Annotated in this window: 14 protein-coding genes; 3 read left to right on the forward strand and 11 right to left on the reverse strand. The window is 48.2% G+C overall.

Going from position 1 to position 15170, the window contains the following annotated elements; genetic code table 11:
• The 6 genes from ACTHUE_RS04325 to ACTHUE_RS04350 all read right to left on the reverse strand — a co-directional run.
• Positions 1-523: RNA polymerase factor sigma-32 (locus ACTHUE_RS04325; protein ID WP_440423054.1), on the reverse strand; the 523-nt coding region annotated here is incomplete at its 3' end.
• 279 nt (positions 524-802) lie between these two features.
• Positions 803-2350 (reverse strand): apolipoprotein N-acyltransferase, encoded by a 1548-nt coding sequence (gene lnt / locus ACTHUE_RS04330; RefSeq protein ID WP_004519692.1) that lies wholly within the window; start codon positions 2348-2350, stop codon positions 803-805.
• A gap of 55 nt (positions 2351-2405) precedes the next feature.
• On the reverse strand, positions 2406-3272 hold the full coding sequence (locus ACTHUE_RS04335; RefSeq protein ID WP_049344865.1) for a DUF808 domain-containing protein: 867 nt from the start codon (positions 3270-3272) through the stop codon (positions 2406-2408).
• A gap of 111 nt (positions 3273-3383) precedes the next feature.
• A complete protein-coding gene (locus ACTHUE_RS04340) occupies positions 3384-4766 on the reverse strand; it encodes a TolC family protein (protein WP_039862103.1) in 1383 nt (460 codons plus the stop codon).
• Positions 4767-4829: 63 nt separating this feature from the next.
• Positions 4830-6767, reverse strand: a complete 1938-nt coding sequence (locus ACTHUE_RS04345) for a MacB family efflux pump subunit (RefSeq protein WP_070695414.1) — start codon at positions 6765-6767, stop codon at positions 4830-4832.
• 81 nt (positions 6768-6848) lie between these two features.
• Positions 6849-8030, reverse strand: coding sequence for an efflux RND transporter periplasmic adaptor subunit (locus tag ACTHUE_RS04350; protein ID WP_004519696.1), 1182 nt, complete (start codon positions 8028-8030; stop codon positions 6849-6851).
• A gap of 289 nt (positions 8031-8319) precedes the next feature.
• Here ACTHUE_RS04350 and ACTHUE_RS04355 point away from each other — a divergent pair, with 289 nt between their 5' ends.
• Complete coding sequence (locus ACTHUE_RS04355) at positions 8320-8742, forward strand: type IV pilin protein (RefSeq protein WP_004519697.1); 423 nt, start codon at positions 8320-8322, stop codon at positions 8740-8742.
• Positions 8743-8859: 117 nt separating this feature from the next.
• On the opposite strand, the gene nusB is transcribed toward ACTHUE_RS04355, so the two are convergent.
• From nusB to ACTHUE_RS04370, 3 genes are all read right to left on the reverse strand, one after another.
• Positions 8860-9288 carry a transcription antitermination factor NusB gene (gene nusB / locus ACTHUE_RS04360; RefSeq protein ID WP_004519698.1) on the reverse strand — a complete coding sequence of 143 codons (429 nt, stop codon included), beginning with the start codon at positions 9286-9288 and terminating at the stop codon, positions 8860-8862.
• Between the two features lie 120 nt (positions 9289-9408).
• The gene (gene ribH / locus ACTHUE_RS04365) at positions 9409-9888 is read right to left on the reverse strand and encodes a 6,7-dimethyl-8-ribityllumazine synthase (protein WP_003748562.1); all 480 of its coding nucleotides are present in this window, start codon (positions 9886-9888) and stop codon (positions 9409-9411) included.
• Between the two features lie 93 nt (positions 9889-9981).
• Positions 9982-10305, reverse strand: a complete 324-nt coding sequence (locus ACTHUE_RS04370) for a DUF2185 domain-containing protein (protein ID WP_039862122.1) — start codon at positions 10303-10305, stop codon at positions 9982-9984.
• Between the two features lie 254 nt (positions 10306-10559).
• Between ACTHUE_RS04370 and rnc the strand changes: the two genes are divergently transcribed.
• Positions 10560-11279 (forward strand): ribonuclease III, encoded by a 720-nt coding sequence (gene rnc / locus ACTHUE_RS04375; protein ID WP_003683027.1) that lies wholly within the window; start codon positions 10560-10562, stop codon positions 11277-11279.
• 64 nt (positions 11280-11343) lie between these two features.
• Positions 11344-12273, forward strand: coding sequence for a GTPase Era (era, locus tag ACTHUE_RS04380; protein ID WP_036493257.1), 930 nt, complete (start codon positions 11344-11346; stop codon positions 12271-12273).
• Positions 12274-12327: 54 nt separating this feature from the next.
• On the opposite strand, the gene coaBC is transcribed toward era, so the two are convergent.
• Positions 12328-13506, reverse strand: a complete 1179-nt coding sequence (coaBC, locus tag ACTHUE_RS04385) for a bifunctional phosphopantothenoylcysteine decarboxylase/phosphopantothenate--cysteine ligase CoaBC (protein WP_039862104.1) — start codon at positions 13504-13506, stop codon at positions 12328-12330.
• Positions 13507-13550: 44 nt separating this feature from the next.
• Complete coding sequence (locus tag ACTHUE_RS04390) at positions 13551-14780, reverse strand: tetratricopeptide repeat protein (protein ID WP_004519703.1); 1230 nt, start codon at positions 14778-14780, stop codon at positions 13551-13553.
• Positions 14781-15170 lie beyond the last annotated feature (390 nt).

Genomic DNA, 15170 nt, shown 5'->3' on the forward strand with positions numbered 1-15170 from the left:
TGCGTTGTTCCATTTCCAAGACTTCGGACAATTTGACGCCCAAATCGTCGGCGATTTCTTGCGCTTCTTTTGGAGACAAGGCATTCAGGTTTTTACGCATGCTGCGCAGATTGAAGAACAGTTTGCGTTGCGGTTTGGTTGTGGCAACGCGGACCAAACGCCAGTTGCGCAAAATGAATTCATGGATTTCGGCTTTAATCCAATGCACGGCAAACGAAAACAGGCGCGCGCCGCGGCTCGGTTCGTAGCGTTTGACGGCTTTCATCAGGCCGATATTACCTTCTTGAATCAGGTCGGCTTGGTTGAGGCCGTAGCCGTCGTAACCGCGTGCAATGGATACGACGACGCGAAGATGAGACAGAATAAGCTGTTTGGCGGCGTTGAGATCGCCTTTTTGTTGACGTTCGGCCAGTTGTGTTTCTTCTTCGGCAGTCAGCATGGGAATGCTGTTGACAGTATGAATGTATTGCTCGAGGCTACCGTTGCCGCTGTGGATAACGGGTAATGCAAAAGCTTTATTCATAAAGGATACTCTCCTTGATTGGGCCGTCTGAAAACGGCTTTTTGTTTATTGTGTGACAAGCAGTATAACACTGCCTGTGGTTTGTTTTGTTATGGGTTGGATTTTTTCTGTAAATTAACGATAGATCCAATAGTTTTTACTGCTTGAATCGCAAGGGTTGATTGTCTTAGAAAATTTGAGTGATTTGCTAGGTTTTGGCTAAGTATATTACAAACATTTCTGTATGTAAATAGTTTTGGTGATAAAAAAGACCTTGTATAACAAGGTCTTAAAAATTTTTTATTCTGGTTTTTTCCGGCCAATCAGGATAAGGAATACGCCGATAACGGCCAAAATGCTGATAAGCCATGTTGAGCCGCCTGCTTTCATATAAGGCGTTTCGCCGATATAGCCTTTAACGTGGCCTTCGAGGACGGTTTCTGTATCCGGTTGGGCTTCGGCAACAATCGTACCTTTAGGGGAAATAATGGCGGTCGCGCCGGTATTGGTGGCGCGAACCATGTAGCGGCCCAGTTCCATTGCACGCGCTTGGGACTGTTGAAGCTGCTGGTACATGGCATTGGACTTGCCATACCACGCCATATTGCTGATGTTGGCAAGCAAGGTGGAGCGTTTCGCCGTTGCAATGAGTTCGTCGCCGAAACCGTCTTCATAGCAGATATTGAAGGCGACTTTTTGATCTTTCATCACCAAAGGCGCTTGGTTGTCGCCGCCTTTTTGAAAGTCGGCCAAAGGCATATCCATCATTTTATAGAGGCGCTCGGTAATGGTGGGCAAGGGCTTGTATTCGCCAAATGGAACGAGGTGGTTCTTGGCGTAGTAGGGGATGGTATCGGAAGTGCTGTTGTGATAGTCGCTCAAATTGATGACTGCATTTTCGTAGCCGTTGCCGTCGGGCGTATATTGGCTGATACCGATGGCCAACGCGCTGCCGTTGCTTTGCGCTTGCTCGGCGAATTGTTCCAAGATGCCTTCGGGCAGGTCTTGGCGCATCAGTGGCAGGGCGGTCTCGGGCAGGATGACGATGTCAGCACTGGTTTTGCTGATTTGTTCGTAGTATTTCTGAATGGTTGGGATGATTTGCTCTTCTTTCCATTTCAGATTTTGCTCGATATTGCCTTGAATCAGGGCAACCGTGCTGGTGCTGCCGTCAGGGCGGGTGTATTCGGTTTGTTGGGAAATGTAGCCGACGGAGCAGAGTGCAACGATAAGGAATAAGGGCAGGAGGCGGTGTTTCAGACGGCCGTGGTTGTCAATCAGCAACACCAGCCATGCGCTGAGAAAAGCGGTTGCCAGCGTGACCATATGAATGCCGCCCAAAGGCGCGAAGCCTGCCAACGGGCTGTCTTTGATGATTTGGGAATAGCCGATTGCACCCCAGCCGAATCCAGTCAGGAAACGTTCGCGGGCAAATTCTGCCAGCGTCCACAAAATCGGCAGCAGGAGGCCGGTTTTGGCCCAGCGCGACAGGTTGCATTTTCTCCACACCCAAAAACAGATGGCCGGATAAAGCGCAAGAAATGCCGGCAGCAGGAAGGTGAGGGGGATGGCGTATGAATCCGGCAAACCCGAAACATCATGCAAGGCAGTGTGTATCCAATAAAACTGCGCCGTATAACCGATTAATCCGAACAGATAGGCAGTCATGACGGCAAAGCGTGGACGCAATTCAATCAGGCGTATCAGCGCGCCAAACAACAGCGGCATCAGCCAGAAATGATAATACGGGGCGAAAGTGAACGGTGTCGCGGCGGCAATCAAGATGACCAGCGGCCAGTAAAGCAGCGGATGTTGCCAATATTGTTCGAGTTTACGGAAAATATTCATGCTTTAAATGGTATTGAGGCCGTCTGAAAAGTTTTCAGACGGCAGGGAAACAAAATCAGTCTTTTTGAAACAATTTCATTGCAGGCAGGACGATTGCGCAAGCCAATGCACCGGCGGCTACTCCGACCACCAAGTTGGCGATATGTTCCATCATGCCGCTGTCCCAATGCTGTGCGTGGAGGAAATCGTGCAAAAAGCCAAGGTTGTGGGTGATCAGTCCGCCGCCAACCAAGAACATCGCCAGCGTGCCGACAATGCTCAAGCCACGCATAAACCAAGGCATAAATGAAATCAAACTGCGTCCGATACCTTGCACAGCAACGCTTTTTTGGCGCATCAACATCATGCCGAGGTCGTCAAGTTTGACGATAATGCCGACCAAACCATAGACCAATGCCGTCATGCCGACACCGATGGCGGCCATAACCAAAGAACGCGTCATCAGGTCATATTTTTCAACAACGCCCAGCGCGATAATAATAATTTCGGCGGAGAGGATGAAATCTGTGCGGACCGCGCCTTTCACTTTTGTTTTTTCGTCTGTGACTTCAGGCTCGGCATCGTGTCCGTCTTCGTGTTCATTGCGGTGCAAGAATTTGTGCAACAGTTTTTCCACGCCTTCAAAACACAAATAAACACCGCCGATCATCAACAAGGGCGTAATCAGCGCTGGCAGGAAAGCGGAAAGCAACAGTGCAAGCGGCACCAGAATCAGCTTATTGACCAGAGAGCCTTTTGCCACCGCCCAAATAATCGGCAATTCGCGCTCGGCGGATACGCCGGTTACCTGATTGGCGTTGAGCGCCAAATCGTCACCGACCACGCCGGCGGTTTTTTTTGCGGCGACTTTGGTCATCATCGCTACGTCGTCCAAAACGGCGGTAATGTCGTCCAAAAGCGTAAAGAGAGAGGCGAAGGCCATAATGTTGTCCGGATAAAATCAAATAAACGCGCGATTATATATGAAAATTCAGTTGCTTGAATGGTTTCAGACGGCCTTTGACGGAAATTAACCAAAGGCCGTCTGAAAATGCTATTTCGGCGTATAACGTCCAGCCATGGCTTTATACACCATATTTTCGTATTTCAAGGCTTCATAGCGTTGGTTCAGTAGGTTTTGCGCCGAGCTGTATTCCGAATTCAAAGCCTCCAGCCAGTCTTTCAGCTCGTTTTTACCGTGTTGGTAGCGTACTTGATAGTAATGGCTGTTTTTCTTGTCCAACTGATAACGCTGTTCTTGATTGGCAAGGCTGGCCTGCGCGTTTTTGTAGGCAAGGTAATTGGTGTTGACCTCGTTGAGCGCGGTAGTCAGGGCTTTTTCAAAATTCAGCTTGGCACTGTCCATCTCCGCTTGTACGGTTTTGTCTTTCCATTTCATGATCTGCCAATTAAGGAAAGGCAGATTGATGGTGGCCGATCCGCCTAACATAGGGATATTGAACGTGCTTTTCGCTTTATCGGAAGACGTACTCAAACTTGCGCCCAAAGTAATCGACGGATACCAACTGCGTTTTTGCGCGTTGACCGATTGCTGCGACGCCTGCAGGCGGTATTCGGCGGCGCGCAGGTCGGGGCGGTTGGCTAAAACGGTAATCGGTACGTCCAAGTTCACGCCTTTGACCGGCAGCAGGCGGAATTGTGCCGGATCGGCGGCCATGTTTTCAGACGGCCTTAAATTCAATAAATTACGCAAAACCTGTTTTTGCGTATCCAAATTGTTTTGCAAAGACAACAGGCTGTTTTCTGCGCTCAGCAATGACTGTTTGGCTTGGGTCGGCTGGCTTGAGTCGGCTCGGCCGTAGTGGAACTTGGCATTCGCAATGCGGTTGATTTCCTGGTATTGCTTCAGCGATTTTTTCGCCAACTCGATGGCTTCGTTCAGGTAGGAGATATTGAAATACGCATCGGCGACATTATTAATCAAAGTCAGGCGTGTATTGGCCATGTCTTCATGCGTGGCTTGGTATTCCCATACCTGCGCATCGGCAGTGGCACTGAGTTTGCGCCACAAATCCAATTCGTAGCTCAAACCAAGCTGGCTGCTGAAGGTATTGCCATGGCTGCCGGTTTTCAGGTTTTTAGAAGCGTTCGCGCCCAACGATCCGCTGAACGAAGGCACCAAATCCGCGCCCAAAATATTGGCTTGATACAAAGCTTTGTTGACGCTGATGGCGGCCTGTTTCAAATCGACATTGTTCGCCAGCGCCTGCTCCATCAGCGCATTGAGCTGCTGGCTTTGGTAGATTTCCCACCAGTTGCCGTTTACATCGTAGCGTTCGGCAGTTTCCGCCGCGCTCATGACTTGGCCGGTCGCTTCCAGCGTCAGGTTCGGATTGGCTTTAGGCGCGGCGCACGCACTTAGGGCAAGGGCAACAGCCAATGATAAGGCTGCTTGGGAAAAAGGTTTCGTCTTCATAAAAAATCTTTCGGGTAACAGCATTTCAGACGGCCCTAAAATAATAGGCCGTCTGAAACATAATCAATCCTGAGCCAGCGCATCAATCGGGTTGAGCTTGGAAGCCTTGTTGGCAGGCATAAAGCCGAACGCGACGCCGATGGCGGTGGAGCAGACGACTGCGCCGATGACGGAAGTCATGGAAATGCTCATTGGGAAGTCGGTAACAAAATAGTTGAACACCAGGCTGATGCTTGCGGACAGCAATACGCCGGACAGGCCGCCGATGATACAGATTAAGACGGCCTCAATCAGGAACTGTTGCAAAATATTGTTGCGGCGTGCGCCGATTGCCATGCGAACGCCGATTTCTTTGGTGCGCTCGGTAACGGAGACCAGCATGATGTTCATCACGCCGATACCGCCGACCACCAAAGAGATGACCGCGATGGAAGAAATCAGCAGCGTCATGGTGCCGGTTGTGCTTTCCACCATTTCTTTGATGCTGTCGCTGTTGTTCATAAAGAAGTCTTCTGTACCGTGGCGTGCTTTCAGCAGCTCGGTCAGGCTTTTTTCGGCAACCTGTGTGTTGGCATCGTCTTTGATTTTGACAACGATGGAGTTGGTATAGCTTTCGCCGGTAATTTGGTGCATGACCGTTGTATAAGGCGACCAAAGCATCAGCGAGTCGGAATTGCCAAATGAGTTGTCATCCTTTTTCATAATGCCGATGACGGTTAACGGGCGTTTTTTGAAAAGGATGGTTTTGCCTAAAGGATTGACACCTTCGCCGAAGAGTTTGGTTTTGGTGTTTTGGTCGATGACGACGACTTGGTCATCGGTTTTTACATCGTCATCATCAAACAGACGGCCTTCTTCCAATTTCAAACCGCGCACGTCGAAATATTGTTCGCCTACGCCGTAAAGCGAGGCGGTCAGGTCGGTGTTACGGTAGGTTAAGGTGCCGCTGGAGTTGGTTTGAGGGGTGGCGGAGGCGACGTAACTTTGTTGGCTGATGGCTTTTGCGTCATTAATCGTCAGTGTCTTGATCCGTCCGCTGCGGCGGTCGCCAAAACCACGGCCGGGGAAGATGCTGATGGTGTTTGTGCCCATCGAGTTGATGTCTTCCAAGATTTTTTGTTGCGAGCCATTACCCAATGCCACTACCGATACCACCGAAGCGATACCGATGATAATCCCCAGCATGGTCAGCAGCGAACGCATTTTGTGCGCCATAATTGCCTGCACAGACATTTTGAATGCTTCCATAAATTGATCGTAATAAAACGACCAAGAAGCTTTTTCTTTAATCCTCTCCACTTTGCTTGGCGGAATATCAGGATTTTTAGACGTATCCGAAATAATCTGACCGTCGCGGATTTCGATGACGCGGTTTGCGTTTGCCGCAATGCCCGGATCGTGGGTAACCATAATCACGGTATGCCCGTCTTCGTGCAGCTTGTGGATGATTTCCATCACGTTTTTACCGCTGGCGGTATCCAATGCGCCGGTCGGCTCGTCGGCAAAGATGATTTCGCCGCCGTTCATCAACGCGCGGGCAATCGAAACACGCTGTTGCTGACCGCCGGAAAGTTCGCTGGGTTTGTTGCCTTCTTTATTTTGCAAACCCAAATCGCCCAACAGTTTTTCCGCACGTTCCGCACGCTCTTTGCTGTCCATGCCCATATACACGGCAGGCAGGGCGACGTTGTCCCGGGCGGTCAGCGAGCTTAACAGGTTGTAACGCTGGAAAATAAAGCCGAAACGCTCACGGCGCAAAGCCGCCAGCTCATCCGGCTGCATTTGCGATGTTTCGATGCCGTCGATTTGATAAGAGCCGGAAGTGGCGGTATCCAGACAACCCAAAATATTCATCAGCGTCGATTTGCCTGAGCCGGACTGTCCGATAATCGCTACAAAGTCGCCTTTCTCAATAGAAAGGCTGACATCTTTCAATACGTGTACACGGTTTTCACCGCTACCGAAAAAACGGTTGATATTCTTACATTCGATTAAACTCATAATCTTTCCGGGCGAAAAATAGAAATACAGGAACTAAGGCCGTCTGAAACACAGCCAAACCTTTCAGACGACCTTAATCAATCAGCGAGGAGGGCCGCCACCCATCATCGCGCGTTCACTGCTCTTATTCTTTTCATCTGCGCTCATTTCAGAAACGATCACTTTTTCGCCTTCTTTCAAGCCGCTTTTGATTTCGGTATTCATGCTGTCTTTCAAACCGACGGTCACTTCGCGTTCTACCGCTTTATTGTCTGCGCCCAAAATGCTGACATAGGATTTGCCGTTATGCTTTTTCACAGTCAGCGTCGGTACCAGCAAAACATTCTTCACGCCGTTGATTTCAATCGTGTTTTGAGTGGTCATGCCGATGGAAAGTTTGCCGTCGGAATTTGGCACCAAGGCGCGGGCATAGTAGTAAATTGCATTGGAAGTCGTGTCCGTGCTGCTGGTGTAGCTGCCCAAAGACATGGTGGTCAGGCCGGGGTCGACGCTGTCCAATTTCGCTTTAATCGGCGTGTCCGGTTCGGACAAAATGGTGAACGAAATATCCTGACCGGCTTTGACTTTCGTAATATCGCCTTCGGCAATCTGCATTTTGTTTAACATGGTTTCCAGATTGGCCAGTTGGATAATGGTCGGCGTAGATTGCGCCGCATTGACGGATTGGCCTTCTTCAACAGGAATGGCGACTACGGTGCCGTCCATGGTGGCGGTAATCCGCGTGTGGCCCAGTTCGGATTCGGCTGTATTGATGGAGATTTTGGATTGTTTGATGGAGGCCTTCAGTTCGGCGACATTGGCTTTGGCTGCGGCTAAAGAGTCTTGTGCAGATTCCAAATCTTCTTTGGAAGTGGCCTGTTCTTTCCATAAGGCAAGTTCGCGCTTATATTTTTTCTCCGCGCTGGAAAGTGCGATTTCGGCAGAAACCAATTTTGCCTGATAAGTTTCTAGTTTGGATTTTTCGGTATTTAAGGTGTTGAGCTGATTGGTTGAGTCGATTTCTGCAATCAGATCGCCTTTTTTTACTTGTTGGCCCAGTTTCACATACAGTTTTTTAATCTGGCCTGAAGCTTCCGCGCCTACGGATACCAAATTGGAAGGCGAGATTTCGCCGGTTGCCGATACGGTTTGACGGATATCGCCGAGTTTGACCACTTCCGTAATAAAAGAAGACTGAGGCTCAGGCTTCATCAAAGACCAGCCGCCGAAAGCCGCAGCCACGATAACAGCCGTACCGGCCGCCCACTTGAAAACTTTAGACATATAAAAGGAACCAATTCAATAAAATAACGTCGCAGACAAGCAACCAATGTATTGATAGAAACAAAAAAACAACTGGATTTTACTGTAAAGACCAAGACCAACCAAGAGACGGTCAACTTAAATTGAAGTTTAACTTATTGAAATAAAAAATAAAAGGATGAAGATATTTTTCAGAACTTGTACCTCGTTTACATAAATTCCCAAACTCCCTCCGAATCTGAACATTTAAGCCGCAAGAAAACGACTATAATATTCATGTCTTATTCCAATTATTAACGACACAAATAAAATGAAACACCAACAAGGCTTCACGCTTATCGAGCTGCTGATAGTCGTTTTGATTGCAGCCATTCTCGCTACCATCGCCTATCCGTCTTATCAAAACTACATCCGCCAAACGCGTCTCGCATCCGTCCGCACACAGATGCTGCATAATGCCCAACAACTTGAACGCTACTATACTCAAAAAAGTACTTTTGTAGGGTTTCCTACCGAAAATTTGCAGCAGAATCAATATTTCAATATTAGTTTTTCCGAAGGTACGGATTCTATGCCTGATCCTTCCGATTCAGGTTATATTTTGAAGGCTGTACCCAATAGAGAAACCAATGCCGATGAAACTTGTACCGTTTATTACAACGACAGCGGTATCATCTGGGCAAACAGTGATAAACAAAACTGCCCCGGTTATGAAATACCAAAATCGGAATAAATCGAAATATAAAAGGCCGTCTGAATTTTAGACGGCCTTTTGGATGGTTTGGCTGTATAAGCACATTAGCTTATACAGGGCAAAGATTGGTAATCCCGGCCCGATGTGAAGCCCATCTTAGCCTTTGCGGCGCGGTTCGTCAGGGCGGATGCGTGAAGCCAGTTGGTCGAGGATGCCGTTGACGAATTTATGGCCGTCGGTGCCGCCGAAAGTTTTGGTGACTTCAATGGCTTCGTTGATGATGACAGGATAGGGGGTCTCAGGCATGGTGCTCAGCTCATGGCAGGCAACCAGCAAAACGGCGCGTTCGATAGGGCTGAGATCTTTCTCGTCGCGGTCGAGCAGGGGGCTGATTTTTTCCATGTATTCTTCGGCATGGGTTTGCGCGCCGAAAAACAGTTTGTTGAACAGCTCTTCATCCATATTGGGCGCTTGGGACAGTTCGCGGATGTTTTTGGCGATTTCGGGAGCGGCTGTTTTGTTGATGCCTGCTTGATAAATGGCTTGTACGGCAAGCTCGCGTGCGCGGCGGCGTGGGCTTTTCATGGGTATTCCTTGTGAAGAGGGTGCCGATGGTTGTCGGCTGAATATTGAATGATTCAGACGGCCTCAATGTCATGATTGGGAGGCCGTCTGAAAATATGCGGTATTCAATACGGGGAGAACTTATTCTTCGTCGTCTTCGTATTGTTCTGACAAAAGATGGTTGACCAAGTTGGCACATTCTACGGCAACTTTGGCGGCATCGGAGGCTTTTTCTTCGATGCGTGCGACGGCCTGTTCGTCGTTTTCGGTCGTCAGGATGGCGTTGGCGATCGGGATGTTGTAATCAAGGGCAACGCGGCTGACGCCTGCGCCGGATTCATTGGATACCAATTCAAAGTGGTAGGTTTCGCCGCGAATGACAACGCCGATGGCAATCAGGGCATCGAATTGTTCGGATGAAGCGAGGTTCATCAGCGCGATAGGCACTTCAAGCGCGCCGGGGACGGTGGCAAGCGTGATGTTGTCTTCGGCTACGCCCAATTCTTTTAAGGTGCGGCAGCAAACTTTGACCATTTCGCTGCCGATTTCGTTGGTGAAGCGGGCCTGAACGATGCCGATGCGCAAGTTGGTACCGTCGAGGCGGGGTTCGATAATGTTCATGATGATTCCTTCAATATTGGTGAAATAGGGATTCGGCTCGGTTTCAGACGGCCTGGTTATAGGGAAGGCCGTCTGAAACGAAATGGGGATGGATTATTCTTGCGGCTGCCAATCGGCAACGGCTTGGAACTCGCCGTCTTCGTTTAATTCCCACGCGCTGCCTTCTGCCTGAGTCAGCAGGGGCGCGATGTCGGGATTGTCTGCGGTAATGGCGGAGAGGCTGACAATGCTGAAGTTGTCGGGATTGTCGGTGTATTCGTCGGTTTCGTCGCCGCTGAAAATACGCCAGCCGCTGTCGTTTTCAAATACGGGGGCTTCGCGGTAGAGGAAGCCGACGGGTTTGCCTTGTTCGGCGACGGTGTTGGTAACAATGCAGCGGTCGAGCGCTGCGGCCAATGCTTGGGCAAATTTGTTCATGGAGTTGGCAAAGAGATGATTTGGCATGATTTTACACGATTCGCCGCTTTTCCGCACGGATGTGTGCAGGGTCGGTTTGATGGTACAATGTCGGCAAGTGCCGTCAGGTTTGAACATGACGGCTTTTGATTGTTTATCGGCTTGAGGGACGCAAGAAACAATGAGCCAAAATAAAAAAGTTGCCGGTGTAGCCTTTTTATTTTGTTTCACTGCGGATGAGGCGTGCTTTCCGGCTGTTTTTTTGAAAGTATGGAATGAAACCTGATTTGCTCAAACAGCAGGCGCATCGAGCGATTCAAAAGCGTCTGGGCTATGAGTTCCGCAATATGGAGCTGCTTCAGCAGGCTTTGACTCACCGCAGCTACAATGCCAAACACAATGAGCGTTTTGAATTTGTCGGCGATTCGATTTTGAACTATTCAGTGGCGCGGATGTTGTTTGACGCGTTTCCGAAATTGTCGGAAGGCGAGTTGTCGCGGATGCGCGCGGCTTTGGTGAATGAAGGCGTATTGGCTGAAATCGCGTTGGAAATGAATGTCGGCGACGGTTTGTATTTGGGTGCCGGCGAGTTGAAGAGCGGCGGTTTCAGACGGCCTTCGATTTTGGCTGACGCAATGGAGGCGATGTTTGCGGCGGTCAGCTTTGACGCTGATTTTTCTGCGGCGGAAAAAGTGGTTCGCCATTTGTTTGCGGAACGCGTGAAACGTGCGGATTTGAATATCGGCAAGAAAGACAGTAAAACCGCTTTGCAGGAAGCCTTGCAGGCACGTCGCTTTGCCCTGCCGAAATACCGAATCGAAGAGCAGGCGGAGCAGACGGCTGATGCGATGTTTGTGATTTCCTGTGATTTGGGCGAACTCGGTTTCATCTGCAATGCACGCGGCAGCAGTCGGAAAGTGGCCGAGCAAAAAGCGGCATGTGAAGCTTTAGAGTGGTTGGAACAGAAGTTCCCTTTGAAAAAAGCTAAAAAATGATACTTCAGACGGCCTTTGAAAAAATGCAAAGGCCGTCTGAAACAATCAAGAAAGTCATATATAAATGGATATCGAAACCTTTTTGCAAAACGAGTCGCAACACCCGACGGATTATCGTTGCGGCTTTGTGGCCATCGTGGGTCGTCCGAATGTCGGCAAATCCACGCTGATGAACCATTTAATTGGTCAGAAAATCAGTATTACCAGTAAAAAAGCACAAACCACGCGCAACCGTGTAACCGGTATTTACACCGACGACACGGCGCAATTTGTGTTTGTCGATACGCCTGGTTTTCAAACCAATCACCGCAATGCCTTGAATGACCGTCTTAATCAAAACGTAACCGAAGCGTTGAGCGGCGTGGACGTGGTGGTTTTTGTGGTGGAAGCCATGCGCTTTACCGATGCGGACCGCGTGGTGCTGAAGCAGTTGCCTAAGCATACGCCTGTGGTATTGGTGGTCAATAAAATCGATAAAGATAAAGCCAAAGACAAATTTGCGCTTGAGGCTTTTATCAATGAAGTGCGCCAAGAGTTTGAATTTGCCGCCAGCGAGGCAGTCAGCGCGAAACATGGTCTGCGTATTGCCAATTTGCTGGAATTGCTCAAGCCGTATCTGCCGGAAAGTATCCCGATGTATCCGGAAGATATGGTGACGGATAAATCCAGCCGATTTCTGGCGATGGAGATTGTGCGCGAAAAACTGTTCCGTTATTTGGGCGAAGAGTTGCCGTATGCGATGAATGTTGAAGTGGAGCAGTTTGAGGAAGAGGAAAGCGGACTGTTCCGCATTTATATCGCGGTGTTGGTCGATAAAGACAGCCAAAAGGCGATTTTGATTGGCAAGGGTGGGGAGAAATTGAAGAAAATTTCTACTGAAGCCCGCCTTGATATGGAAAAATTATTTGATACCAAAGTCTTTTTGAAGATTTGGGTGAAAGTGAAATCCGGTTGGGCAGACGATATTCGTTTCCTGCGCGAATTGGGATTGTGATTTAATGTGTTTGAACAAAGGCCGTCTGAAAAATTTTCAGACGGCCTTTTTTTATCAAGCCAACAACTCAGTCAGACGTTTGACGATTTCATCCGCTGCTTGGCGTTTGGATGTTTCCGGAAATGAGGTTTCGGCAAGGTCATCAATAATGGTGATTTGATTGGTTGGTTTGCCCATGGAAACGGAAACTTGGTTGGCTACCAGCATCGGTACGTTTTTGCGCAAACGTTTTGCCCGAGCAAATTCCAAAACCTGATGGCTTTCGGCAGCAAAGCCGACGCAGAATGGTCGAGAAGGTAGGGCGGCAACGGATGCGAGAATATCCGGATTTTCCGTCAGTTCGATAATTGGAGGCTGATTGCCGTTTTTCTTCAGTTTCTCGTTGCTGCTGTTTTTGACTTTATAGTCTGCAACGGCTGCAACGGAAATAAAGACATCTTGCTCATGGATATGGCGGTGAACTGCCTGATACATGGCTTCTGCGCTGACAGCTTGTTCGGAATGAGCCAAGCCTGCTGGCAAGGCCATCTGAATTTGACCGTAAATCAGCGTGACTTTCGCTCCGGCAGCACGGCACGCACGTGCTAAAGCCATGCCCATTTGTCCGCTGGAAATATTGGTAATGCCGCGGACAGGATCGATGGCTTCAAACGTTGCGCCGGCTGTAATCAGAACTTTTTTGCCGCTCAATAGCTTGGGTGTCCATAAATCCTCTAACAAATCTGCCAGATCGACCGCTTCGACCATTCTGCCGGTACCTGTTTCGCCGCAAGCCTGTTCGCCGCTGTTTGGGTAAAACACGGTAATGCCGTCTGAAACCAGCTGCTCAATATTGCGCAGGTTGGCAGGGTTGTTCCACATTTCGACATTCATTGCAGGCGCAACGGCCAAAGGACATTTTCTGGCTGCGGCCAAAGTAGTCAACAGGTTGTCAGCCAATCCGTTGGCAATTTTGGCGATCGTATTGGCAGTGGCTGGTGCAATAAGAAATGCGTCAGCTTCACGCGTCAGATTGATGTGCGCCATGCCATTATTGGAAGTGCCTGAATAGGTATCCGATAAAACAGGGTTGCCGGTTAAAGCTTGGAAAGTCAGTGGGGAGACAAATTCCGTCGCAGAATCTGTCATTACCACTGATACAGAATGTCCTTGCTTTTTCAGCAGTCTGACCAGTTCGCAAGATTTATACGCCGCAATACCGCCGGTAATGCCGAGGAGAATGTGTTTGCTCATAAATAATGGGTTCATTAAATGAGGTATATAGGAATCAAATCAAATTAGATTTGTTCGATGTTGATCCTGGCCAGTTTTGCTTTAATCGCATTGCCATATCTCTTCGGTAAGAATGCTGAAACCACCCCGTTTTTCACTTCAGTCACATAACTGCAGACTTTAAATTCAGGAACAACATTGAGCGAGTAGTCCGGATTGACCAAAGGCGAAGCACTGGAGTACAGCGTCCATCTTGCCAGACTGCCGTCTTCATAATCAGTCGTTGCATTAAAGCTGGTGACCCCTTCGCTGAAAGCGATTTGATAATTAGAGTAGAACTCGCCGGGAATTTCGTGTGCATTACAGAAATCAAATAATCTGTCATGTGCAAACAGATTCTGACGGATATAGGCCCACAATTCTTTTTCTAGAAAATCTTGGTCGGCAAAATGCCTGGAAGGATAGCCCTCGTCGACAAAGTTTTGAATCCTTTCCTGCATATCTGGGACTGCGCCCGCTTTAGCGCCCCACATACCCGCAAGAATTAGGGCAGTATGCGAGCCCGAGTCACGAATAGTGTGGAATAGTGTACCACTTTTTATCCATTCGGATACGGCCGCTGCATCACGATAACAAATAATAGAATCTGCATCACGGAAAATAACGTATTCAACCTCGGGATCATTGATGGCAAGAAAGCGCCACATCGTACCCGGCCAGTTGTCCAATGGAGCGCCAACCTTAATCACTTCTGCACCGTTATTTCTAAATCGTTGAATAGCTTCAGCCGATACAGAATCGTCAATATAAAAACGACATGTCCAACCGGGGAAAAGTACAGGAGCAAGCTGGGTGTTTAAGACGGCAGGCTCAATATATTTGGAATTATTGCCAAATAAAGAAAAGGAGATAATCCGTTTGCCGTTTTTTGGAGCTGATGTCGGAATTATTTCATGTTCTAGGTCTGGGATGGCTTTGTCTTTTAGAACCAAAGCCTGATGACCGTAAAACCCGGTTTTTTCCCAATTATCTAGGGCGCCGTAAGCATGGGCAAGTAAATCCAAAGCAGGAATATAGGTGCTATCCAGCTCTAACGTTTTCATTTCAGCCTCAATGGCTTTTTCCCATTTCAACTGCTTCAGATAGGCATAAGCAACTTTGTGATGAAATTCGACAGATTGTGGATTGAGAAGGCAAAGAATCTCGGCACGTTTTAGCGCTTCCTCGTAATTTTCCTCTTCGATAAAAGAGTGATATGCTTGTTCAAATTTTTGTTGAATCTTTTCGTTATTCATAATAGGGACTATTCTAAATTTATGATTGTTTTATTGGAGAAAGTAGAGATTGTAAGAGTAGATGGGACTAAAGCGCCAGTAGTATAGAGATATAGAGTGTTTGAATGTGGCAATTAAGAGTAAAACTGCAGGACTATTTATCTTTGGATATCTGTTTTATCTATCGAACGATAAAATCCAATAAATTTTAAATTATTTAAATACAGATAGTTGTGAAAAAATTTTAATTTTTTTGAAGTTGGGTGTTGACTGGTTTTGTAGGTAGGCGTATAGTTCGGTTCTTCGCTGCTGACGCGGTGAAGAAAACGAAGCAGACAGTATAACACAGTTAGTTAGAATTTTCGATAATTTTAGTTGACATTTGCTAAATGTACTGTATAATTCGATTCG

The organism is Neisseria sp. P0021.S005 (genome assembly GCF_051956955.1).